The 23,729-nt window shown below is 66.9% G+C and carries 20 protein-coding genes (1 of these 20 cut by a window edge); 5 read left to right on the top strand and 15 right to left on the bottom strand.

The features are described from left to right. The 6 genes from AKJ09_RS17595 to AKJ09_RS17570 all read right to left on the bottom strand — a co-directional run. Positions 1–922 carry the 5' portion of a foldase protein PrsA gene (locus tag AKJ09_RS17595; RefSeq protein ID WP_146648360.1) on the bottom strand. 14 nt of this gene lie to the left of the window's left edge, so 922 of the gene's 936 nt are visible here — the first part of the coding sequence; its start codon is at positions 920–922; its stop codon lies off the left edge, out of view. A 17-nt stretch (positions 923–939) separates the two neighbouring features. Further along, positions 940–1,116 carry a hypothetical protein gene (locus AKJ09_RS53050; RefSeq protein ID WP_169927617.1) on the bottom strand — a complete coding sequence of 59 codons (177 nt, stop codon included), beginning with the start codon at positions 1,114–1,116 and terminating at the stop codon, positions 940–942. A 15-nt stretch (positions 1,117–1,131) separates the two neighbouring features. Beyond that, the gene (locus tag AKJ09_RS17590) at positions 1,132–1,953 is read right to left on the bottom strand and encodes a hypothetical protein (protein WP_146648359.1); all 822 of its coding nucleotides are present in this window, start codon (positions 1,951–1,953) and stop codon (positions 1,132–1,134) included. A 4-nt stretch (positions 1,954–1,957) separates the two neighbouring features. Further along, positions 1,958–2,788 (bottom strand): tRNA 2-thiocytidine(32) synthetase TtcA, encoded by an 831-nt coding sequence (ttcA, locus tag AKJ09_RS17585; RefSeq protein ID WP_146648358.1) that lies wholly within the window; start codon positions 2,786–2,788, stop codon positions 1,958–1,960. A 118-nt stretch (positions 2,789–2,906) separates the two neighbouring features. Next, a complete protein-coding gene (locus AKJ09_RS17575; RefSeq protein ID WP_205633731.1) occupies positions 2,907–4,724 on the bottom strand; it encodes a leucyl aminopeptidase in 1,818 nt (605 codons plus the stop codon). 221 nt (positions 4,725–4,945) lie between these two features. Next, entirely contained in the window at positions 4,946–5,431 is a 486-nt protein-coding gene (locus tag AKJ09_RS17570) for a hypothetical protein (RefSeq protein ID WP_146648357.1), read from the bottom strand. 490 nt (positions 5,432–5,921) lie between these two features. On the opposite strand from AKJ09_RS17570, the gene AKJ09_RS17565 reads away from it, so the two are divergent. Continuing rightward, positions 5,922–6,602, top strand: a complete 681-nt coding sequence (locus AKJ09_RS17565) for a hypothetical protein (RefSeq protein WP_240488508.1) — start codon at positions 5,922–5,924, stop codon at positions 6,600–6,602. A 13-nt stretch (positions 6,603–6,615) separates the two neighbouring features. On the opposite strand, the gene AKJ09_RS17560 is transcribed toward AKJ09_RS17565, so the two are convergent. The 5 genes from AKJ09_RS17560 to AKJ09_RS17540 form a co-directional block, all read right to left on the bottom strand. Then, on the bottom strand, positions 6,616–8,538 hold the full coding sequence (locus AKJ09_RS17560) for a cyclic nucleotide-binding domain-containing protein (RefSeq protein WP_146648356.1): 1,923 nt from the start codon (positions 8,536–8,538) through the stop codon (positions 6,616–6,618). Positions 8,539–8,573: 35 nt separating this feature from the next. Continuing rightward, positions 8,574–9,833 (bottom strand): outer membrane protein assembly factor BamB family protein, encoded by a 1,260-nt coding sequence (locus AKJ09_RS17555; RefSeq protein ID WP_146648355.1) that lies wholly within the window; start codon positions 9,831–9,833, stop codon positions 8,574–8,576. Between the two features lie 12 nt (positions 9,834–9,845). Beyond that, on the bottom strand, positions 9,846–10,118 hold the full coding sequence (locus AKJ09_RS17550) for a hypothetical protein (RefSeq protein ID WP_146648354.1): 273 nt from the start codon (positions 10,116–10,118) through the stop codon (positions 9,846–9,848). 642 nt (positions 10,119–10,760) lie between these two features. After that, a complete protein-coding gene (locus tag AKJ09_RS17545; RefSeq protein WP_146648353.1) occupies positions 10,761–10,952 on the bottom strand; it encodes a hypothetical protein in 192 nt (63 codons plus the stop codon). Between the two features lie 16 nt (positions 10,953–10,968). Beyond that, complete coding sequence (locus AKJ09_RS17540; RefSeq protein ID WP_146648352.1) at positions 10,969–13,077, bottom strand: alpha-amylase family glycosyl hydrolase; 2,109 nt, start codon at positions 13,075–13,077, stop codon at positions 10,969–10,971. A 177-nt stretch (positions 13,078–13,254) separates the two neighbouring features. On the opposite strand from AKJ09_RS17540, the gene AKJ09_RS17535 reads away from it, so the two are divergent. Continuing rightward, positions 13,255–14,346, top strand: a complete 1,092-nt coding sequence (locus AKJ09_RS17535) for a flippase-like domain-containing protein (RefSeq protein WP_169927616.1) — start codon at positions 13,255–13,257, stop codon at positions 14,344–14,346. A gap of 6 nt (positions 14,347–14,352) precedes the next feature. Here AKJ09_RS17535 and AKJ09_RS17530 read toward each other — a convergent pair whose 3' ends face one another. The 3 genes from AKJ09_RS17530 to AKJ09_RS17520 all read right to left on the bottom strand — a co-directional run bounded on the left by AKJ09_RS17530 (position 14,353) and on the right by AKJ09_RS17520 (position 19,004). Further along, positions 14,353–16,491, bottom strand: coding sequence for an alpha-amylase family glycosyl hydrolase (locus AKJ09_RS17530; RefSeq protein WP_146648350.1), 2,139 nt, complete (start codon positions 16,489–16,491; stop codon positions 14,353–14,355). 53 nt (positions 16,492–16,544) lie between these two features. Next, positions 16,545–16,799, bottom strand: a complete 255-nt coding sequence (locus AKJ09_RS17525; protein ID WP_146648349.1) for a hypothetical protein — start codon at positions 16,797–16,799, stop codon at positions 16,545–16,547. 312 nt (positions 16,800–17,111) lie between these two features. Then, a complete protein-coding gene (locus AKJ09_RS17520; RefSeq protein WP_146648348.1) occupies positions 17,112–19,004 on the bottom strand; it encodes a type 1 periplasmic-binding domain-containing protein in 1,893 nt (630 codons plus the stop codon). A gap of 115 nt (positions 19,005–19,119) precedes the next feature. Here AKJ09_RS17520 and AKJ09_RS17515 point away from each other — a divergent pair, with 115 nt between their 5' ends. Both AKJ09_RS17515 and sdhA read left to right on the top strand, forming a co-directional pair. Beyond that, positions 19,120–19,842, top strand: coding sequence for a succinate dehydrogenase/fumarate reductase transmembrane subunit (locus AKJ09_RS17515; protein WP_146648347.1), 723 nt, complete (start codon positions 19,120–19,122; stop codon positions 19,840–19,842). A gap of 80 nt (positions 19,843–19,922) precedes the next feature. Continuing rightward, the gene (sdhA, locus tag AKJ09_RS17510) at positions 19,923–21,947 is read left to right on the top strand and encodes a succinate dehydrogenase flavoprotein subunit (protein ID WP_146648346.1); all 2,025 of its coding nucleotides are present in this window, start codon (positions 19,923–19,925) and stop codon (positions 21,945–21,947) included. A 90-nt stretch (positions 21,948–22,037) separates the two neighbouring features. Here sdhA and AKJ09_RS17505 read toward each other — a convergent pair whose 3' ends face one another. Next, positions 22,038–22,634, bottom strand: a complete 597-nt coding sequence (locus AKJ09_RS17505; RefSeq protein ID WP_146648345.1) for a fused DSP-PTPase phosphatase/NAD kinase-like protein — start codon at positions 22,632–22,634, stop codon at positions 22,038–22,040. 294 nt (positions 22,635–22,928) lie between these two features. Between AKJ09_RS17505 and sdhB the strand changes: the two genes are divergently transcribed. Next, complete coding sequence (gene sdhB / locus AKJ09_RS17500; protein WP_146648344.1) at positions 22,929–23,693, top strand: succinate dehydrogenase iron-sulfur subunit; 765 nt, start codon at positions 22,929–22,931, stop codon at positions 23,691–23,693. Positions 23,694–23,729 lie beyond the last annotated feature (36 nt).

Below are 23,729 nucleotides of genomic sequence, written 5' to 3'. Positions count from 1 at the left end.
GCGTCTCCACCGAGAAAAGCTCGCGCGTGAGCTGCTCGGCCGTAGGGAGAATGTGCGAGGAATTCGCCTTCTTCAGCGCGGCGAGCCGCTCATCCAGCGCGCGCTTGGCTCGGCGTGCATAGGCGGCGTCCGTGAACGCAACCCGACGCGACTCCATGGGCATGCGCTCTTCGGGCAATCGCTCGATCAAGCGGATGATGTGCCAGCCGAACGTCGTCTCCACGATCCCGCTCGTCTCCCCAGGGTTCGCTATCGCGTGTGCCCCCTGCGCAAACGGCAGGACCATCTGCCCCGGCCCCTCCGTCACCGCACCGGTCGCGGTGAAGGGGGGAAGACGCTCCACGACGATCTCCACGCCTGGCGGATGGGGCGCGGCTTCGGCCTTCGCCTTGAACTCCGCTTCGTCCGTGGCGGTCAGCACCTCGGCGCGCAGTGTCTCGGCGAACGCCCGATCTTGCGCCTCGAGCGCAGGAGTCAGTTCCTTGGGGCGCTTTACGAGCACGTGGATCGTGCGGACCGCAACCGGGCGATCGACCTCACGCCAGTAGTCCAGGCTGAGCGCGGCCACCTCCTCGTCGGTCGGCGGCCCTGCGAGCTTTGCTTCGGCGAGCAGTTTGTCGGCGGTCAAGCGCGCGCGCGACGCGGTGAGCCGCCACGAAGGAGGCGTCGATCGGTCGAGGCCACGCTCACGCGCTGCGTTCGCCGCGATCGCGTCATCCAGCAGGCGGTGCAGCGCTTCACGGGGCGTAACGCGCTGTTCGGCAGCCACCTTCGCCACGAGCGAGACCGGAATCGTCTCCGCTCCGACACGCGCGGCGACGTCTCCACCGAGCGATGCCAGCTCGTTCTTCGTCGTGGTCGCCTTCTGGCCGCAAGACATCACCGAGAACGCGGCCAAGAGCGCTCCCATCGTCCGTTGCACGGCTCGGCTCGTCCGCCTCACAGGCTGGCCCCCGGGCGGACGATCTGGACGCCCGCACGGAGTGCGACGGCGCCGATGACCAAGAAATAGAGCGCTTCGACGTCGTTCGAGCGCGTCAGGGCGAGCGCTCCGAACGTGAACGCAGCCGCAGCTCCCAGCACGAGCAGGACTGCAAGGACGTCGAGGACCTGCATTTCCCCGAAGATAACTCAACGCGAGAGCGACAGCACCACGCCAGCACCGCAGAAAACGACGAGCAGAAGCACCCAGGGAAGCGCGCGCCGGAGCCGAACGCGCCGAGCCGCTGGCACGCGCGTCGCGTGACGGGCCAACGCCAGGTCGGTCAACGCCGAGAGAACCGCGATCCCGCACACGACGGTGACGAGTCGGACCAGAACCGCTCGCTCCGGAACGGCGATGCCCCAGCCGATGAGCTGCATGCCGAGGGCAATGACGACACCGCCGATGACGTACGTACCGTCCCCGCCTGGCAGCTCCGACCTCGGTTTGAGCGCCGTGCCCGCCACGATTCTCGATGCGGCGTCGGTGTTCGGACGGAGCGCCGGTCCGGCAGAGGCAAACGCGAAGAGCGCCCAGCCTACGATTCCGAGGACCCCGCGAGCCGAGTCGAGGCGCGCCGACGAGAGCGCCGTCGGAACGAGCGCCCAAACGATGGCACTCGACAAGACAAAGCCCCACACCGACCAGATGCGCGCCCACTTGGGGCCCGTGAAGGATCGAACGAACCTGGCGAAGCGGCTGGGCGGTTCGGACGACGCGTTTCCGGACGACGCGGCTTGGCCGACGATTCCGCCGAGCTCCACGAGCGGCGCGGTGGCGAGAGCGATCACGCCCGTCAAGGCCGCGATCTTCGCGACCCCTGATGCATCACGTGCCCACGCAGCCGGGGCCACGGTGATCGCCCAGGCGTAGAGCCCGGGAATCGCGGCTTGCGCCGAGGCGCCGAGCTCGGAGAGGCGCAGGAGAACGACGCTTCTTCTTCGCTCGACGGGCTCGGCAGGCTCGTTCATGCGATCAGGTCGAGAGTCTGACGAGCCGTCCGGGAGAAACGAGGCCCGCTTCCGCTTCGACTTCGCGAGCCGCCTCGAGGCCGAGGGAACGCCAGAGATCCTTGTCGAGGAGCTGACTCGCGCGGACGTTCTGCGTGGCCGCGAGCATCACGCCCTTGATACCGGGGTGCTTTTCCTCGAGGTCGTTCAACATCGTGCCGACGATCTTGCGCTGCAGGTTGTCCTGCGAACCGCAGAGGTCGCACGGAAGGATCGGGAATTCCTTCTCGCGAGCGAATGCCGCGACGTCTTCTTCCGCGCAGTACGCGAGCGGGCGGATGACGACGTTGCCGTCTTGGGCGATGAGCTTCGGCGGCATCGCGCCGAGCTGGCCGGCAAAAAAGAGGTTCAGCAGGAGGGTCTGCAGAATGTCGTCTCGGTGGTGGCCGAGCGCGATCTTCGTGCAGCCGAACTCCTTGGCGACGCGATAGAGGATGCCGCGACGGAGCCGCGAGCAGAGGGAACAGAACGTCTTCCCCTCGGGGATCTTGTCGGTGACGATCGAGTACGTGTCCTCCTCGATCATCGTGAAATCGTAGTTCTCCGCGCGCATGTAGTTGCGGAGCCGATCGGCGGGGTACCCGGGGTGCCCCTGATCGATGTTCACGACCTTGAGCTCGAAGCGAATCGGCGCGCGACGCTGCAGATCCCGAAGCAAGTGCAGCATCGTGTAGCTGTCCTTGCCGCCACTCACGCACACCATGACGCGATCGCCATCGGCGAGCATCTGGAAGTCCATGATGGCGCGGGACAGGGAGCGCGTGAGGCGCCGCTCGAGCGTGTGACCTGCGTCCATAACGATGGCAGACGGCTAGCAGCTCGCCTTGGGGTGGGCAAGCTGCGCTCCGTTCATGATCGCTCGCAACCGCGCGGACGCGCTCTCTTCAGGAGAAAGCGCGTCCGGCGAGACGAGCTCAGCGGCGGCCCTTGGGGGCCTTCGCGGGCTTGGAAACGGGGGCGGCGGGCGCCTTGGCCGCAGGCTTGCGGCCCTTCACAGCCGAGGCGGGCTTCGAGGCGACGGGCTCGGGGACGACGACAGCCTTCGCAGTCTTGGCCGCCTTCTTCGGCGCCTTCGCGGGCGCGGACTTCGGCGCGGGCGCAACGGCCTTCGCGATCGTCACGGTCTTCGGAGCGGCCGCCTTCGTCGTCTTCTTCGAGGCGCGCGCACGGGCCGGAGCCACCTTCGCGACCGAGGGGGCCGACGGCGGAACCACGGGCGCTGCCGTCACGGGAGCGTCGCTCGACTTCTCGATGATCTCGAGGAACGTGAGCACGCCGTGACCGGTACCGCCCTTGGGATCCCAGCCGCGGACGCGATCGCCCATGGCCGGACCGGCGATGTCACAGTGGATCCAGTTCGAGACGTTGCCGATGAACTCGCGGAGGAAGAGCGCCGCGCTGATCGAGCCACCCCAGCGATCGCCCGTGTGCTTGAGATCGGCGCTGTCGCTCTTGAGCTGATCCTTGAGGTCCTCGAGCAGCGGCATGCGCCACATGCTCTCGCCGCTACCCTTGATCGCCTTCTGGAACTCGTCGGCGGCGTCCTCGTTCGAGGCGTACCAACCGGAGCAACCGTTGCCGAGCGCCACGACGCACGCGCCGGTGAGCGTCGCGTTGTCGATGAGGAGGTCCGGCTCGAGGTCACGCGCGTACGCGAGGGCATCGGCGAGGATCAGGCGCCCCTCGGCGTCGGTGTTGATGATCTCGACACTCTTGCCGTCGAGCGACGGCCAGATGTCGCCGGGGCGGTACGAGCCGCCGTCGGGCATGTTTTCCGCGGCCGCGAAGATGCCGTGCACCTCGACGTTCGGCTTGAGACGACCGACCGCCGCCATGAGGCCGACGACGTTCGCCGCGCCGCTCATGTCGTGCTTCATCTCGCCCATGCCGGCAGCCGGCTTGATCGAGAGGCCGCCCGAGTCGAACGTGATGCCCTTGCCGACGATCACGATCTTGCGCTTCGCACCCGCCGGCACCCACGACATGTGGCCGAGGCAGGGCTTGTGCTCGCTGCCCTGGCCGACGGCCTGGAGCAGCTTCATTCCGCGCTTCTGGATCTCCTTGTAATCGAAGATCTGGACCTTCAGCCCCGCCTCTTTGCCCGCCGTGACGGCGGCCGCCGCGAGGGTGTCGGGGTAGATCTCGTTCGGCGGCTCGTTCGAGAGGTCGCGCGCGAGGTTCACGCCGAGGGCAACGGTCTGACCGATGTCGACCTGCTCCTTCGCGTCCTTCGGCGTCTCGCCAGCGAGACAAATCGCAACCTGGCCGAGCTCTGCCTTCGGGCGACGATCGCCCGTGAGGTACTTCGTGAATCGGTACGCGCCGAGCTCGAGGCCTTCGGCGACCTCGCGGAGGCGACCTTCGAGACCGACCGGCAAGCCGAGCACGAGGCGCTTGGCCTTGTCGGCGTTGGCAGCGCGCGCAGCCTTCGCGGCGAACGTACGGAGGTCGGCGACGCTCAGCTTCTCGACGTCACCGAGACCGATGACGAGAAGGCGGTCGGCCTTGACGCGACCCAGCGTGGACAAGGACAGCTGCTGGTCCTTCTTGCCCTTGAAGTCCTCCTTCTTCTGGAGGCGGGTCAGCGCTCCGCCGAGCGCGCGATCGAAGCCATCGAGCGGCGAGAGGTCGTTCTTCTTCTTCGACGCGCCGGTCGAAGGAACGCCGACGACGATGAGGTCGCCAGTCTCGCGCGAGGGCAGAACAGAACGAACGGTGATCTTCAGGGGCATCGAGCCGTGGCCTCCCGGACCGGAAATAGGGGCCCCGGTTATACGGCACACGTACACGTGCGGGATACAAGAAAAGGGCCGACACCGGCCCCTCCCAACCCGCACGAATAGCCCTGACGCGGTGTGCCGACTGGTCCCTCGCTGGCTCCGCGTCTCCCCCGCCGTCCATCACCGGCCCCGCTAAAAAGCGAGGCCTGACGAATCAGGCTGCCCTCGAGCGATCAGCCGATCATTCGCTCGTGCTTGCCGAGGGCGAGCGGCATCGACATGCGCGGCTCGGGGACCTCGGCGAAGACAGCACGTGTCGGAATTCCGTCAACCGACAGAGCGACGATCGTCGGCGAGCCTTTGTAGACCCAGAGCACCTTGCACGGGAGCGCGTACTCGACGCCGGTGATGGCATCCGCCGTGCGGAGGATCACTTGCGCGCCCGCAGGCACCACCGACGCGCAGCTGACGACGACCGCCGCCGCGCTGACGCTCCTCACCTCGACGGGGAGGATCGTGCCGTCGCCGATCATCTGCGCCGGCAGAGCACTGCGCGGTCGATCGACGGGCCCGACGGCGGGCACGTCGAGATCGCCCGTCACGAGCTGCATGAGGGACAACAGCTCGATCTGCTCGCGCGGCGCGAGAGGCTCGCCGAGCGACGCATTGCGTGCCTTGAGTTCCCAGAAGCGAACCAGAAAGTCGAGCTTGTCGATCAAGGCACACCTTCTAGGGCGAAGTACTGCGGCGTGTTCTTTCGAGAGAATGTCTTCGAGAGAAACGCGCCGCCCGCTTGGTGGCTTTCACGCGAGAGACTGAACCGAATCGATGCGAAGCATGTGCCACGATCGGCCCATTTGGTTGGACGGCCGAAGCGGTCGAAAGTTTCGTCCGTGCCATCAACACGTGCGCCTGGACCGCGCGGTCCGATCGCAAAACGTGTTCTCCCATTCGAGCACGTCAGGAAAAACGCCCCGCCACATGCGCACGGCGAGACGCGACGCCGCCCACGCTGTCGAATAGTTGCGAGGACTATGTCTGCGCCGTCATGCCCTGCGATTTACGCACTCGATGGAAGGCTTCTTGCCGGCGGCGCGTCGGTTGAGCCAGAGTGGAGGCATGGCACCGACGTTGGCGACGCTCCGAGCGCGGCGCACCAGTCTTTCGCGCCATTCGCGCGGACGACGAGCAATCGCGTCGCTTGCTCGGGTGGCTTCGTTCGCCATGCTCTTCGCGGCTGCGACGGGCTGCGCGGAACCCAAAGTGTCGCTGTCGACCGGGCCTCGGGAATACACCGAGAGCGACTATGCGCAGGTCCTCAAACGATGGACGCGGGACAAGAGCCTCGTGACCCTGAGCGAGCTCGACACACTCCTCACCGTCACGTCGACGTTCGAGTCTTGGGACTTCCGATGGGCCTACGTCGTGAAGTACGCGAACGACTATCGACTCACCGTCGAGCAGCGACGCACGCTTCTCGAGAAGACGCTCTCCGAGACACTCGATAGCCACCGCTTCTACGTCGCGCTCTACGGCACCAAGCCCCGATGGAGTGATCTCACGCGCGCGAATTCGGCGTGGATCGTCCGCCTGATCGACGAAGAGGGAAACGAGACGGCCCCCTTGTCGATCGAGCTCATCGAACGACCCGGTCCGCTCGAGATTCGCTACTTCCCGTACACCACGGTGTTTCGGAACGTCTTCCGCATCAAGTTCCCGACCACCACCCCCGACGGGCGCGCGACGATCTCGCCGAACGCGCGTTGGTTCGGTCTGCGCTTCGCCGGCGCCGAGGGAAATGAAGAGCTTCGATGGGTGCTCGAAGACGAGCCCATCAAGCGCACGGCCGACGGACGCGACGGACGCGCAGCCACGCCCGTCGCTCGCTGAAGGCGTTCGCCCCCTACATTCCAGCGAGTACTTCGACGAGCGGCGGGCACGTCACGAGCAACTCGTGCGCGAGCATGCGATCGCCGAACATGATGAGCGCGCCGCCTGCACCCGCACGCGCCGTGACCGGCGCAGCTCCGGCACCGAGGACTTCGCCGGCGAAGAGGAACTCACCGGACCCCACGGCGCCCTGAACCTTGCCGTCCTGCACGAGCTCGAGCTCACCGACGCCGACGAGCATCAGACCAGGCACGGGACAGCCGGCCTCGACCACGACTTCGCCGGGCTGCAGCGGGCGAACGTCGAGCCGACCGACGATCTGCTCGCGTAGCGCCGCGTCGAGCCGCTCACCGAGCGGTCCAATGGTGATGCCGACGAGGGTCTGGATTCGATCGGCCGCCGCGCGGAGATCGTCTTCGACCCACGGGATCGAACGGAACGCATCGTCGACGTCGGACGCACTCCACGTGGCGAGACGGCCCTTGTCTCCGGCACAGATGAGGCGCATCGGAACGCCCTCGTCGGTCGTGCCGCGCGCACGCAAAACGGCGCCCTTGTCGAGCCGAACCGCGGGCGCGTCGACCATGGTGGCGGCAACGTCGAACGCGCCTTCGAGGACGAAGGCGAGCGCGAAGTTGCTGACCTCTTCACCTTCGGCGAGCTCGCTGAGCGTCGCCGCATTGGCGAACGCGACGCGCGCATCGTCCGGCAAATCCGAGAACGCTTCGACGTCCTCGAGGTCGAGCTCCGCAGGCGCTGGCGCGGCAGGGGCCACGACGGCAGGCGCCGGTTCGACGGGCGCCACCACCGCAGGCGGCGGAGGCGCCACGACAGGCGAAGGCGCTTCGACCGGCGCAGGCGCGGCCTCGACAGCGGGCGGCGGCGCGGCGATGGTCTCGACGGGCGGCGGAGGTGCAGCGGGCACTGCGGCAGGCAGCGTGAAAGCAGGGACTTCTTGCGCCGCACTGGGCGGCACCGCCGTCGAAATGGCAGGCGCAGTCACGACCGGCGTAGGCAGCGGCGCGGGTGCGAGCGTGGGTGCAGCCGCCGCTTGGGGTCGCGGGGGAACCGGCGGCGGCACGCGGCGCGGCGGAAGCGGCGGGGGCTTCGCGGGCGAGGGTCGAAGGCTCGCCGTCGGCGGCGCAGGAGGCGCGGGAGGCGCAGGCGCAGGAGGCGGCGGGGAGACGACCGGCACCGAAACCTCGATCCGCTGCTCGGAGCGCTTCTGGGCGAGCTGATGCGAGCGAACGCTGGTGACGACTTCTTCTTCGTCTTCTTCGCGGAAAAACTGCGGAACCGACCCGGTGCCCGAGGGCGCGGGGACAGACGGAGCGGCGGGCGCAGGGGCCGGCATCGGTGCGGGAGGCGGCGGAGCGTGGGGATTGGAGGGTCGACCGCTCTCGTCCCACGGGTTGAAGATCCCAGCGTGCATCACGTCCGCGGGCGGAACGGAGGGCACGTGCGGCGGAGGCGCTTCGGTCGAAACGTCGTTCGGAGCCGGGGGCAGCGCATGGAGCTCACCCTCGCTCGTCTTCGCCTCGTCGCGGAAACGTGGACTCTTCACCGTCTCGGTGGGGAACGACGGCAGGGCGGGCGCCGCCAGGACGGGGCTGTCGTACGCCGGTAGGCCACTCACACGGATGTCGATGTCCAGCGGCGCGTCGATGGTCGTCGGCTCCTCGGCCGACTCGATCGGCGCAGGCGCGGCGGGCGCGACCGAGGCGCTGTTCGCCATCCAATCCGTCAACTCGGCGGCGAAACGCGCCAGTTCGAGCGCGCGGTCGTCGTCGCTGGCGTCACCGGCGGCTTGGGCAGCTCTTCTCAGCCAAACGACGGCGTCGATGCGCTCACCGCGTTTCCACAACGTGTCCGCGGTTTGCAGTCCCCAGACCACGTCTTCGGCATCGGTATTTTTGGCAGGCGGAATCAAGCGCATTACGCGAGGGAGGAAGGATAGCCGGTGCCGCTCGCTCACGGCAAAAGCAACGTGAGTGTCCCGTCTTCGGAAGGTACGAGGAGGCTTCCGTCCCCCAACATCGTCAGCGGCGCGTCGACATCGGCGCCTGTTTCGAAGCGCCACCGTAACGCTCCGTCGGAACCGACCGCGTAGGCGGCGTCGTCCTGGGCACCGAAAAAGAGGGTGCCTGCGCGGTCCTCCAGCGGTCCACCGTGGATGCCAAATTCCGCCGCGCCGGTTCCCCGCACCGGGTATGCACCCCGCACCTCGCCCTCGGGAGACACACGTACGACCCGCGGGACCGGCCCATACGTGCCGGCGAGCACGTCACCGTTGCGAGCCACCGAGAGGACACCTCGGACGAATCCGCCAACGTCGGTTCGCCACACGATTTTGCCCTGACGATCCAGCTTCACCACGTCGCTCTTGTCCGTCCCGACGTAGATCGAGCCGTCGTCGGCGATGGCCGCCGACCCGTCGACGTCCGCACCGAGATCGACCGACCAGAGGAGCGCGCCTCCAGGTCCGATCGCGTGCACGTGATCGTCCTGCGAGCCGACGATGATCGTCCCCTCGTCCGTGAGCGCCGGTGACGTGAACACCTTGCCCTTGGCCGGAAAACGCCAGGCGATCTCGCCGCCGCGCCGAACGGCATAGACCGCGGAGCCGGCCGCCACGACGACGAGGCCGTCCTTCGTGAGCACCGGCCCCGTATCCGCCTCGCCTTCGAGATCGAGTCGGAAGATCACCTTCCCCTTCGGGTCGATGGCGACGAGCTTCTTCGCGTCGGTGCCGACGTAGACGGTGCCGTCGTCGTGGACCAAAGGTGCAGAGTACACCCGATCACCGAGCGGCACGCTCCACTTCACCGCGCCGCCGTCACGCGCGAGCGCGACGAGCGATCCTTCGAGCGTGGCGACGTAGAGCGTCGCCTCGTCGGGTGACGTCGTGACCTGCGCGGTGATCGGGCCTGGAAGCTTCTGACGCCAACCAACCTTCGGCGTGCTGGGCCCTGTCGCCGAAGCTCGATGAACGTGTCGCGCGCATCCGTGCACCATGCGCGGCGCGCCTTGGGGGACGAACGCATCCGGTGGAGGCGAAGGTCCACGAAGGCTCGCGGCGAACGGCCCCGCGTCGATCGACGCACTCACACGAGCAACACCGCTCGCAACCGCCGAAGGCAATGCCTGCGGTCGCTGCTGAAGACGCATGACGACCGCGACGACAACACACGTCGCGAGCGCTGCGGCGGGAAGCGCGCGCGCCCCTCTCACGAGCGAATCCTCTCAGCGCGGCTTGCGCGCCGTCCGAAGACGTTGCTCGGATTGGCGAGCTTCGATGACGCCAATCGCGTGCGCGGTCTCGCCGGGCATGCGGCGCGCGAGCCAACCGATCAGTGTGAGGCCCGCCGTCCGCGTGGTCTCGGGCATGTGCGGCTCACGCAAGAGACGCGTGATGTCGCTGATGAGCCGAGCGCGCTCGCACTCGTCCGGCAGCTCGTCACAGAGCTTCGTGGTCTCGCGACCGGTTCGCGATTCGTAGAGGGCCTCGATCGACAACTCAGACGCTTTGCGCGAAGAAGAAGGCACGAGAGAACTGGAGTTTACCCCTTTGTCTCGGCTCGTCGAATTTGACGTGGTCCTCACGGTTCGGAGCCCACGGCCGCCCTTCGCTTTCGTGCCCTGGCTCGTCCCCTGGCTCGTGCCCTGGGCCGGTGTACGCTTTTGCGTACGCTTGTCCGCAATTGTGGGGGTCGCTTCCACTGCGTGCCTATCTCCCAACGAAAACTTCACGCGGCGCCTTCATGCGACAGGGCAAAGAGGGGGCGAAAACCGATCACGAAGACCTTCCCGAACCGAACGCGTGCCGCGTGCTGTGACCATCACCAGACAGCCGTGTGCGAGAGGCGGTCGGCGCCAAACGCATCTGAACACCTGACGGCGGCTCGCATAGCGCAACGGCCATCTCGTGCAAGGCCGGAACGCGCATGAGACGAACGATAAAACTGGTCTGATTCATGCTTTTAGGCACCGCGTTGCGTTGCCGGCACACGACGCGACGCTGCATCGACGAGAGAGAGCGGCGCTGATGCAACGCGCCGTCGCGGCATGCCAGGCAGCATGCCAATGCGTCGTTCGGTTCGCAGGCAGGACAGCTGGCGTCGTCGAGCGAGGGTGCGACAGCTCCGCCTGAACGGCTTGTTACCGTACCGGGGCTGCGCTCGAGCTCGCGTCAGGGCTCGATGCATCCGGCGCTTCAGGCGCGGCTGCATCGGAATCGGGCACCGGCGGAAGCGGCGGCACGACCGGCGCCGCTTCCACTCCCCCGCATGCCGCTGCCAACGCGACGAGCACGCCCACCGCCACCACCATCCCCGCCCCGGTTCCTCGCATGGTCCGAGGAACGTAACTACTTGGCGACGAAGATGCGCGTCTGGCGTGCGGGGATCGTCGCGCTGGAGCCCGACACGTCCGCACCAGTCACGAGCTCCGAGAAAGAGCCGCCGGGAAGCGAGTGCACGGTCACCTCTGCGTCGCCACGATTCACCGCCACGTACACGGTGTCGCCGGTGGTGATGCGCGAATAGAGCCAGCTCTCCGTGCCGACCTCGAGCGTGGTGCGCGTTCCGCGTCGAAGTGCCGGATGCTTGCTGCGGATGTCGGCCAGCTTCGCGATGCGATCGCGGAGGTACGTCTGGTTCTGCGAGAGGCCGTCCCACTGCATGAAGCGGCGATTGTCGGGATCGCCCGCGCCGGGCAGACCTATCTCGTCGCCGTAGTAGACGAGCGGCGCGCCGCGGTTCGTGAAGAGAACCGCGAAGCCGTTGGCGACACGCTCGTAGGCCTCGCGCTCCGCGACGGCGGAGGGCCTTCCCGACCACGCGCGATCCTTGCCATCGGCCGCCTGGTTGTCGCCCCAGAGGCGGCTGTTGGCAGCGAGGTGGATGATGCGCGGCAAGTCGTGATTGCCGATGAACGTGCTCATCACGGAGCTCGCTCCGTAATAGTAGTCGTTCGAGTTCATGAAGTTCGCGAGGTCGTTCAGCGAACGCATACGCATGATGACGGTCTCGACGAGCTCACGACGGAGCGGGAAGTCGAACTGCCCGTCGAGCTTCGACGAAGGCTCGACGTAGCTCTTGATGAGGTCGCGGTTCCCGAAGTCGTACGTCTCGCCGACCATGTAGAAGCGCTGCTGCGGCGACTGCGTGGCGAGGATGTCGGTCTTCAGCTTCGCGCGGAGCGCGGTGAGCCAAGAGATGTCGACGTGCTTGATCGCGTCGGCACGGAAGCCGTCGACGCCGAAGCCGGAGGCATCTTGCGTCTGCTTGACCCAGGCGACGGCCTGCGCGACCGAGTAATCGCGCGCGGCCTGGTTCGTATAGTTCCAGTGCGGAAGATAATCGGTGAACCAGCAGCGTTGCGGGTCGTTGTCCCAGGAGCAATAGGCGCCGCCGCACACGCAATCGGGCGAGCCGTCCTTGCTGTTTGGCCAGAACCAGTCGTTGTGCTGCTGGAAGACCTGCGAGCTCGAGTGCACGTGCACCATCGCGTAGTCGAAGAGCACCTTGATGCCCTTGGCATGCGCGGCCGACACGAGGCCCTTCAGCTCGGAGAACGAACCGAAGCACGACTCCTGCGCGAGCGTATTCGGGTCGCTCGAGTCCGCCTTCGGCCAGTAGCCGTGGTAGCCCGAGTACATGTGATCGTCGCCGCCCTGTCCGCGCCCTGCCTCGTTGGGGTTGTCGAAGGGGACGGTCAGCCAGATCGTGTTGATACCGAGGCCCGTGAAGTAGCCGTCGTTGATCTTCTGCGTAACGCCAGCCCAGTCACCGCCCATGTAGTTGGCAATCGACTTGGCGCCCTCGCTGACGTTCGCAACCGTGCAGTCGTTGCCCGTATTGCCGTTCTTGAAGCGATCGACGAACGCGAAGTAGATGACCGAGTCGCGCCAGTCGAAGACGCCGGGAGGAAGCGCACCGTCTTCTTCGCAGATCGCCGGCTCGCACGTGGTGCCGGCGAAGAGGTTGTTCGTGTTGTTGTCGGTCCCGGTGACGGTGGGCTGGGAAGGGTCGACTTTCCAATCCGTTCCGTTGACGAAGAACTTGTATTGGACCGGCGCGTCGAAGGGCACGTTGACGTCCACCGTCCAGACGCTGCCTTGCTTCGTCATCGGCTTTCCGCTGACCCAGGTGTCCGGACCGCCGAAGTCACCGCGAAGCTCGACCGTCGATTCGCCTCCGAACGGATACGTGAACGCGTGGCTGCAGCGCTTCAGGGCATCAGGGCAAACGAACGGCTGCGCCGGAGTCTCCCCGTAGCCATAGCCATTGCCTCCCCCCTTGCCTGGATCGAATGCCCCTGAGTCGGGCGGGGAGCCGTAGTCCTTGTTGTCGACGTCCGAGCTGCCGCATGCGGGAAGCGATCCCGCGGCTGCGAGGAGCGACGAGCCGACGACGAAGCAGCCGGCCCAAGAAGAGAGGCCACGAACGCGAGAAACTTCACCGGAAGCGGGCATGAAGGCAGGGGCAGAATGGCGTAGGGCCCCGCTTTGTCAACTCATGCATGAGTCACGAGGCCGTCTCCCCGCCGGGCGAACCGCTTCCTCGCGGTCTTCCACGTCGCATTGACCGGCGCAACGACACTTCGCACCTCATCGTGAATGGAGGTGCGCGCCCATCGAAGTCTCGAGGCCGTGAATGCGCGAAGCGACGGGCTGTCGGGCGCCGCGCCGCCTCCGAGCACGACCGAAGGAGAGCCCCGCAAAGGAGCCATCCTTCGCTGGCTTCGGATCGCGGGCTTCCTGGCCTGCCTCGCCCTCTTTGCGCACGCGCTGGCAAAGTCCGACCTGGCGGCTGCCTGGGCGCGCATCCGCGAGATAGGTCCGGTGGTCCTCCTCGTTCTCGTCCCCTTCCCTTTCGCCATCGCGAGCGACACTTGGGCTTGGCAACGCCTCCTCCACGCCCTCGACCGCACGCCACCGCTTCGACGCCTCTTTCGGGTGAGGCTCGCGACGGAGGCGGTCACGAACAGCGCGCCCGCCGGCGCCATCTGGGCCGAAGCGCTCGCGCCGGTCCTCGTGTCGGTGAGCACGGGCACGCCCGTCTCGGACGTGTTCGCCGCCTCGACCGCGAAGCGGTGGCTCGTCGTGCGCATCCACGGCATCTACGTCGCGCTCGCCGCCACCTTCGGTGCGGCCGCGATCCTGCACGCCTCGGAGCACCTGCTCGGCAGTCACGCGCTGTTGCCCATCGTGTACGTGAGCGCCGGCGTCCTCTTCTTGTCGTCGTTCGGCATCGAGGCCGTCGCGGCACGTGGTCAGATCGCAGGGAAGGTCTCGCGCTGGCTCGGGCGTCGACGGTTCGCGAGCGTCCAGAAGTGGATCGAGGAGCGCCATCACCACTTCGCCGCCGCGGACGTGCAGCTCGCGCGGCTCTCCTCCGATCGCCGCGCCACGCTCGTCGCGAGCGCTCGCGTGGCGATGCTGTGGTTCTTCGAGGGGCTCGAGACGTACCTCATTCTGCACTTGCTCGGTGCTCCCCTCAGCCTGGTCGAGGTGATGTCGTTCGACGCCGCTCTCTCGATCGTGCGCTCGGCTGCGTTCTTCGCACCGGCCGGCATCGGCGTGCAGGATGTCGGCTACCTCGCGGTTCTCGAGGCGTACGGCGTGCCGAACGCACACACGATCGGTCCTGCCTTCGTGGTGCTCAAGCGCATGAAGGAGGCCGTGTTCATCACGCTCGGCTTCGCCATGCTGGCGACGTTCAAGAAGCGAACGGCGAAGTAGACTGCTCTAAGGACAGGCGCTCTCGGGTGGTACGAAGACGTGCACCCCGAAGGCATCCGCGTCGATCGTGATCGCTTGACCCGAGGGGGTGACGCGTGCGCCTGTCACGACGTCGACGAGCTCGGACGCATTCGGTACCGGCACGGACACCGGCAACGACGGACGCCTGCTCAGAGCGACGATCGCAACGTCCGACGGCGAGCCGGTCTTCGGATCGGCGGCGAGCTCACGCGCGAAGACGAAGCGCTCCGCGTCGGCCACGATGGTGCGGAGCGTACCTCGACGCAACGCGCGCGAACACGAACGTGCGCGACCGACCTTGCGCACGAGATCACGCGTCGCGATCTGCGCGTCGATCAAGTCGGACTCGGCGGGCATGACACGCCGGCAGTCCGGATCGCTCTTGCCAGCGAGCCCCACTTCGTCGCCGTAGTAGAGGACGGGGGCTCCGGGGATGGTGAGCACCGTCGCGAGCGCCACGCGCTGCTTCGCGTAGACGACGGGATCGAGCGGCTGCGGAGCGGGCGCCCACGTGTCGCCGCCCTCGTTGCCCGCGCTCACCGACGCGAAGCGCGCGACGTCATGATTGCCGATCATCCGTCCCATGAGCGCGCCCGAGCCGGCCCATGCCGTTTCGCCCGCGCGATAGCTCGCTTCGACGTCGCTCATCGACCCCTGCTCGGTGGCGAGCACGCTCCGCAGCGTCCACATGAATGGGAAATCGAAGCTCCCTCCGAGACCGAACGGGCCGAGGTCGTAGCGGAGGACCTCGTAGTTTCCAGGCCCCGTGAAGTTCTCGCCGAGGATGTACGGCTCGTTTCCCGGATGCCGATAGCGGTCGCGCACGGCCTTCACGATCCGACGCGTTCCACTACGCGGCATCATCGGCACCGCGTCGATGCGAAGGCCGTCGGCCCCGAAGCGATCGAACCACCAGCGAACCTCGGCGGTCTGCGCGCGTGCCGCCTCGAGATTCGTCCAGTCGAGGTCCGGTAGGTAGGGAGCGAACCAGCACGTCTGCGCGTGCGTGCCCCAATCGCAGCTGCCCTGGCCACACACGCAATCTTGGGGAAACCAGTCCGGATGCGTGCTCGTCCAAGGGTGCTGCTGGTGGACGTGGTTGGGTACGACGTCGAAGAGCACACGCAAGCCTCGCCCGTGCGCGAAGCGCATGAAGTCGTCGAGCTCGCCCTCGGTCGTCATTCGCGCGTCGAGCGAGCGCGAGGAGATGGGCCAGTAGCCGTGATAACTCGTGTACGAACGCCCATCGACACCGAGAAATTCGCCGCTCGGGTTCGCATAGAGCGGCGAGAGCCACACCGTGTTCACGCCGAGCGCGTCGAGCTCCCCCGACTCGATCGCTTGGCGGAAGCCGGCAAGATTTCCACCGGCGCGTGAGGCAGGGGTCGCCGGCGTCGCGAGTGAACCTCGTTCGTTGCGAAAGCGATCGAGCACGACCTGGTACACGATGGCGTCACGTGGGTCCCACGTTGCCCCCTCGACCCAAACGGTGGCAACCGCCTCTTCCGCAGATGCGCCGCGGTCGTCACGCGCGTCGATCGCGAAGACCCATTTCCCGCGCGACAGTCCCTTACCTTCGAGAACGAGGGAGCCGTGCGACGGATCCGAGGACCTCACGGCGAGCGCCACGCCATCGGCCGTCTGCGCGCGAATGCTCGCGGGGTCGAGAGGCCTCGCCCCTGCGGCGAGGAACGTCGCCCGGATCGCGACGTCGCCTGAAGAAGTGGCGGAGACGTCGTCGACGCGAACCAGCGGCACGCTGCAATCGGGCACGCTCGCGAGCGACACCTCGTGCCCCTCGTACGTGGTGGTGAGCGGTTGATTTTCGTCGGTGAGCCAGACGCCGTCCTCGACGATCGCGTACGCGTGCTCGCCGGGGCTCGGCTCGAACGAAGCGACGCGAAATCCGTCGGCGTCGAGCTCGGGCGTCACGCCGGGCCTTTTCCAACCATCCCAATCGCCCACGATCTCGACGTGCGCGGCTTCGCTCGCCGCCTTTCGCCAGACGACGAGCCCACACGCGCGCGCGGGCGGGTTCGCGACCGGGTCGTCCGAACACGCTTGTGCGCCGACGAGGGCGGTCGCCACCGCCAGGCCTCCGACGAGCAGCGCACTTCGGCTCACGCGTGAGGTCTAACCGCACGCGAGCCGGGCCGCAAATGGCACCTCGAATCGGCTCAGCGTCGAACGAGACGACGAAGGCGTCGCGAAAAGCGCCGGCCTCGCGAGGCGAACAGCAAGTCCCTCCCGATCATCGCCGCCGCGACGGTCAGTCCCCCGAAGACAAAAAGACCCAACGACTCGATGAAGGGTCTCCGCACCTGACGGTGATGAGGCTGCGAAGCGGCCAGGCTTTCGAGCGCCTTGCGGTTGTTCGCGAAGACGTCGGGCTCCGCGTCGTCCAGCACGGGAGTGATGGGAATGTTGGACATACGCGACGGCGTTGCACGTGCCGATCCGATCGCGAGAGCAGCGCGAATCGCGGAGCGCGGCCTTGCCTCACGATGCAGATGCGCGCTTGCCACGGAACGCACGCTTCCGGTACGGCGGACCGCCCTACGGCTCGGGCTCCGTCGGATCGTGCGGGATCGGCATCGGATCCGGCTCGGGTTCGGGCATGGGTGGAGTGTGGGGCCTCGGAGCCGGATCGTCCGGACCCGGTAGTGGTTGGACGGCGGGGCGCATGGTCGCTTCCACGCATGCGATGTGCCGGAACAGCACGCTCGCGGTCGCTCACGAGCGAGCTACTTCGGGGGCGTCCAGGTCACGAGGCGCAGCGCACGAGGTAGCACGCGGTCCTTGCCGACCCCCATGTCGTCCGTGGTCCAGAGACGAACGCGCGCAGCGAGCAGACCGGCCTGGACGATGGCACGACGTTGCGTGACGCCCTGCACGTCGGTGGCGGAATCGGCAGGAAGAGGCGCGAGCGCAGTGCGCGCGAGGACACCGGCATCGCGTCCAATCGCGGTCCAGTACGTGGGGCGAACGCCGAAGCGCTCCATGAACTGGCGCACGTCGTCGTCGTGAGCCTCCTCCGGTCGCGTCGCGGCAACCGGCACGAGTCCAGCCGAAGCGCTCAACACGAGCACGCCCTTCGGAACCTCCGACGGAGGAACGCCGGCCTCGAGCGTGAGTGCCATCGGCTTGCCCTCGGCACTGCGTGGCCGCTGTTCGAGCACGCGCCGCACGTCGCGAAGGAGATCGCTCGCACATCCGCTCGGCCCCGAAACCAGCCACCCTTGCGCGCCCGAGGCAAACCACGCAGGCACGGGGAAGCGTGTTTTTCCGGCCTCAGCGAGCGCCAAGTCGCAGCGCGCGGGTGGCAGGAGCACGAGTCCGTTCTTCGCTTCGGCGGCCTTGCCAGCGCTCTCGTCCTCGATGGTGTCGGCGACGAAGGCCGACGTCTTCACCCCATGACGGGCGAGCGCCTCGACGAGCATGGTGAGCTCGCGTTCGACGCGCTCGCCGAGCACGATGGCCGAATTCTTCGGCATGTGCGCGGCGCTCGGTGCGGAGAGCAGGAGCACGGGCACTCCGCTCTGCTCGCTCCATGCGCTCGCGCGGTCGGCGCTCTTGCGGTCGAACCCGCCGATGATGACCGAGGCGCCCTCGCCGGCGAGCTCCTCCATCGCGGCGCGGGTTCCGCCCTCGCCTTCACCGTCGTCACGCGTGACCAGGCGAACGCCGGTCGCCGAGCCCGCGCTTCTCGGGAGATCGAGTGCCCAAGAGACGCCTCGCACGACGTCGGCCGCTTCGTCGCGAAGCTCGCGGTTGCGCGTGGGCAGGAGAAGGCCGACGGTCTTGCCCGAGACGATCGAGATGCCGCGACGGCTCGTGGCAAGCTCGCCGAGCTCCAGCCCCGCGTCACCGCCTGCTTGCGCGGCGCTCGTGCCGCTCACGTCGAGGAGCCAGCGCGCCAGAGCGGCGTCGTTCGTGTCGACGGCGATGTGCGCGAGGCGCGCCGCGACGAGGCGCTGGGTCTCGGGACCGTAGCCGGAGGCGGTGCCTCGCTCGCGCATCGCGCGGTAAGTCTGTTCGAGAACGCCGCGCGGAAGTCCGTCGATGATCTGCCCGATCTTCTGACGAACGATCTCGCGGTCGTCCTCCCCTGCACCACGCAGCCACGCGTCGAGGTAGGCCAAGGCCTCGTAGTCGTCGCGCGCAGCGAGCGCTGCCAGCGCGAGCTCTTCGAGGAAGATTTCGCGATCGGCGTCGTCGATGATCTTGCCGACGAGCGGACGAAGGCTGTCGAGCGCCGATTGAGGTGCCCCCTGCAGGCGAAGCGCACGCGCCTTCGCGACCGTCGCCAGATCGCGCGTGGTGCCGGGAGGCTGATTTTCGAGCGTGGCGAGGACGCCATCGGCCTGAAGAGGCTGCCCTGCTTCGATGAGGGCGAAGGCGTCGTAGACCTTCGCGAGCGGAACGGCACCATCGGTCGGGTACCGCTTGATGAACTCGACGATGGCCGCGCGGTCCAGCTTCCGGTTGCGCCACTGCTCGCGGATCGGCGCGAACGCGGCCGCGGCCTGAGGCGAATTCGAGAGCGTGGCGGCGGGCTTCGGCTGTCGAGCCGACCGCGAGCACGCCGCGAGCGACGCCAAAAGCACGAGACCAGTCGCCACGAAACGCGCGGCCACGGCACGGGTCGGCCTCGCGCGAGTTGCGCGAGTTCCGCTCACCGCGAGCAATTTCTTCGTGGACCCGAACGCCGGCGTCACGCGGGAGACTCTACCCGCATATACTGCGCCGCCAATGTCCGAAGCTTCCCGAGATCGGCGAGCTTTCATCCTCCGAAAGCTCCACTCGCTTTCCGGAGTGATCCCCGTCGGCCTGTTCCTCGTGGAGCATCTCTGGACGAACTCGGCCATCCTCGGTGGGCAGGCCTCCTTCGATCACGCGGTCGCCAAGATCCAGGACATGCCCTTCCTGCCGGCCATCGAGATCGGCGGCATCTTCCTCCCGCTCGCCTTCCACGCCATCTACGGCGTCCGACTGGCGCTCCAGGGCAAGCCCAACCCTGGCAGCTATCCCTTCACGCGCAACTGGCTCTACGTCCTGCAACGCGTGTCGGGCATCGTGATCTTCGCGTTCGTCGCGGCTCACCTCTGGGAGTTCCGGATCCAGAAGTGGCTCTTCGGAATGAGCACCTCGTCCTTCTACCCGACGCTGACGGCCCACATGTCCTGGACCTGGGCCGGCGTGCCGTGGATAGCGCTGGGCTACCTGCTCGGGATCGCCGCGAGCCTCTTCCACCTGGCCAACGGCCTCGTGGGTTTCTGCATGTCTTGGGGCATCACCTCGTCCCGTAAGGCCCAAAAACGCGTGGGCTTGGCCTTCGGAGCCCTCGGCGGAGCTTTATTTCTGCTCTCCGCGGTCACAGTGGTCGAGCTAGCGACTGGAAGCCGCTTGCTCTTCGACGCGGAAGCGGGCAAAAGCCGGCCCTGCGGACCCGAGGTGAAGCCCCCTTCCCCCTGATCTCTTCCTACGTATGTCGGTCGGTTTCGCATTCGCGATTCCCAACCGACGTTCGCGCCCCCATCGTCTGAGGCAAACACATGGCACAGAAGAGCAGCATCGTCACCGACTCCGGTAAGGTTCGACGCGTCATCGTCGTCGGGGGAGGCCTCGCCGGGCTCACCACGGTCATCAAGCTCTGTGAGGCCGGCATTCCCGTCGACCTCTTCTCGCTCGTTCCCGTCAAGCGCTCGCACTCGGTCTGCGCGCAGGGCGGCATCAACGCGAGCGTGAACACCAAGGGCGAAGGCGACTCGCCTCAGGTGCACATGGAAGAGACCGTCTACGGCGGTGACTTCCTCGCCAACCAGCCTCCGGTCAACGGCATGGCGCACGCGGCGCCCGGCATCGTCTACATGCTCGACCGCATGGGCGTGCCCTTCAACCGCACGCCGGAAGGCCTCCTCGACTTCCGCCGCTTCGGCGGCACGCTCTTCCACCGCACCGCGTTCGCCGGCGCGACCACGGGCCAGCAGCTCCTCTACGCACTCGACGAGCAGGTTCGCCGTTACGAGACGGTCGACGTCGAGAACGAGAAGGGCGTCGTCGTCCGCGGCGAGAAGATGGTCCGCAAGTGGGAGTTCTGGGACTTCCTCGGCATCATCCAGGACGAGAACGGCCGCGCGGTCGGCATCACCGCGCAGGACACGAAGACGATGGGCATCGAGTCGTTCATCGGCGAGGCCGTGTGCCTCGCGACGGGCGGCCCGGGCATCATCTTCGGCAAGTCGACGAACAGCGTCATCAACACCGGCACGGCGGCCAGCGAGGTCTACCAGCAGGGTGCTTGCTACGCGAACGGCGAGTTCATCCAGGTTCACCCGACGGCCATCCCCGGCGCCGACAAGCTTCGCCTCATCTCGGAGTCGGTCCGTGGCGAAGGCGGCCGCGTGTGGGTTCCGAAGGACACGAAGGAGAAGCGCCGCGGTCGCGACGTTCCCGAGAGCCAGCGCGAGTACTTCCTCGAGAACAAGTACCCGGGCTACGGCAACCTCGTTCCGCGTGACATCGCGAGCCGCGAGCTCTTCCTCAAGTGCTTCCACGAGGGCAAGGGCGTCTACAACAACAAGAGCGGCAAGAACGAGCTCGAGGTCTACCTCGACGTCACGCACCTTCCGAAGGAAGTCCTTCGCAAGAAGCTCGCGGGCGTTCTCGAGATCTACGAGAAGTTCGCGAACGAGGATCCGTACGAGAACCCGATGCGCATCTTCCCGGCCGTGCACTACTCGATGGGCGGCCTCTGGGTCGACTTCGAGAAGAGCGCGGACGGCAAGCTCCTCGTCGGTTCGCCGCGCAACCAGGCGACGAACATCGAAGGCCTCTACGCGGCCGGCGAGTGCGAGTACGCGTACCACGGCGCGAACCGTCTCGGCGCGAACTCGCTCCTCTCCTGCATCTACGGCGGCATGGTCGCGGGCCCCGCGATCGCCTCGTACGTGAAGAACCTCGATCGCAGCTCGTTCGACGTGAAGTCGAGCACGTTCGAGAAGGCCGTGAAGGTCCAGCAGTCGAAGTACGACGCCATCCTCAAGATGGACGGTCCGGAGAACCCGTACCGCATCCACGACGACCTCGCGCAGACGATGCTCCGAGACTGCACCATCGAGCGCAACAACGCGGTCCTCGAGAAGGTCATCGCGAAGATCGACGAGTGCGAGGAGCGCTGGCACAAGGTCGGCGTCACCGACAGCGGCCCCCGCGCCAACCAGGGCGCCCAGTTCGTGCGTCACCTCAAGAACATGCTCATCCTCGCGCGCGTCATCGCGCAGGGCGCTCGCAACCGCGACGAGTCGCGTGGCGCGCACTACAAGCCTGACTTCAAGCAGCGCGACGACGACAACTGGCTCCGCACCACGATGGCGATGTACGCCGAGAACAGCAACAAGAGCCACGTGAACTACATCCGCGAGCTCGACTACCCGCTCCTCGGCAAGACCGTCCACGTCACCGACGCGGTCGACATCAGCCTCGTGAAGCCGCGCGCCCGCAAGTACGAGACGGCAGGCGCCGCCAGCGCCAACGCCAAGGGCAGCGAGAAGACGGACGAAAAGACCGCCGCGACCTGAGCGGCTCTCCGTTCTGAAACGCAAAGCACCGGCGCCTTCGTGGCCGCCGGTGCTTTTTGCTTTTGTCGTCGACGAAGCGGCGAGCGCAGCTCAGTCTTCGAAGCCGGTCTTCGTTTCGAAGTAGTGGTTCAGGCCGAGGTAGTACGTGTGGAAGCCACGCGAGAGCATCTCGGCGTAGGCGTCGCCCGGATCCCACCCCTCGACGAACACGCGCTCGAGTCCGATCACGAGGCCGGTGCGGTCCTGTCCGTGCAGGCAGTGGACGTAGACAGGGCCCTGCGCGGGATCCTTCAGGATGCTCAGCGCCTCTTCGATCTTCGCGTCGAACGCGTCGCTGACCGCCGGCGTGTAAGCCGCCATGGGCTCGCGAACCACGCGAATGCCACGCGCCTGGGCTTCGGCGAGCTCGGTGTCGATGTCGCGCGGACGTGCCTCGATGAGGTCACCGATCTCGAGATCGATGATCGTCTTCACGCCGAGCTTCTTCAGGTAGTCGAGCCCCGCGGCATCGGGGTGCCCGCCCCGATAGAGGCCGTCGCGAACTTTGACGAAGTTCATCATCGGCGCGCTGTCGACGGCTGCCGACTGATCGCCGACGTCGTCACCCTGCGGGCTTGCGCAGCCCACCATGCCGACGAGAGCCGCGCCAACGAGAAGACCCGCACTGCAAAGACGCTTGAGGTTCACGCGTCCGACATCTGCACACAGCGGACCAACCGTAGAGATTTCTCGTCAGCGCTGTTTTTCAGCCATTGCGGATGGCAATCGTGTGTCGGCGGCTGGATCGCCGGCTCCCCAGCGGGCGGCTCACCGGATCCTCAGGAAATCGCAAGACCGCTCCCCCTCGAGCTCGAACGCATGCGAATACGCCGACAAGACGGAGTGACGGCGCGAAAGGTCGGCCGTGTCCGAACAGGCCTCGTCGAATCGCGTGAGACCTCTTGTCATTTCCTGTCGTTTGCCCCTAGTAGCTAGGTCGCCATGGCCGAAAAGCGCACCATTCGCCTGAAGATTCTTCGCCAGGACGGTCCTTCGGACGCAAACAAGCGCTGGGAAGATTTCGACGTCGCGTGGCACCCGCAGATGAACGTCATCAGCGCGCTGATGGAGATTCAGCGGAACCCGGTTACGGCCGACGGCAAGACGGTGGCGCCGGTCGTTTGGGAGAGCTCCTGCCTCGAAGAGGTCTGCGGCGCCTGCACGATGCTCGTCAACGGCAAGGTGCGTCAGTCCTGCTCGGCGATGATCGACCAGATCAGCCCGAACGGCGAGCCGATCACCCTCGCGCCGATGACGAAGTTCCCGCTCGTGCGCGACCTCGCCGTCGACCGCACGCGCATGTTCGATGACCTCAAGAAGGTCAAGGCGTGGATCAACCTCGACGGCTCGCACGAGCTCGGCCCGGGCCCGCGTCAGTCGCAGGAAAACCAGGAAGAGGCCTACCCGCTTTCGCGCTGCATGACATGCGGCTGCTGCCTCGAAGCCTGCCCGCAGGTGAACAGCCACTCGAAGTTCATCGGTCCCTCGGCACTCAGCCAGGTTCGCCTCTTCAACCTTCACCCGAGCGGCAAGATGCACGCGGCGGAGCGCCTCGAGGCGGTCATGGGCGAAGGTGGCGTGCAGGATTGCGGCAAGGCGCAGAACTGCGTCGAGGTCTGCCCGAAGGAGATCCCGCTGGTCGACTCGATCTCGGTGGTCTCGCGTCAGACGACGAAGCACATGCTGTTCGGCTGGCTCCTCAAGTGAGCTGACCGGCGCACTCCGAAAACGCGCCCACTTCGC

This window comes from Labilithrix luteola (genome assembly GCF_001263205.1).
GTDB classification, from domain to species: domain Bacteria; phylum Myxococcota_A; class Polyangia; order Polyangiales; family Polyangiaceae; genus Labilithrix; species Labilithrix luteola.
This window is presented reverse-complemented; position numbering and strand designations above follow the sequence as displayed.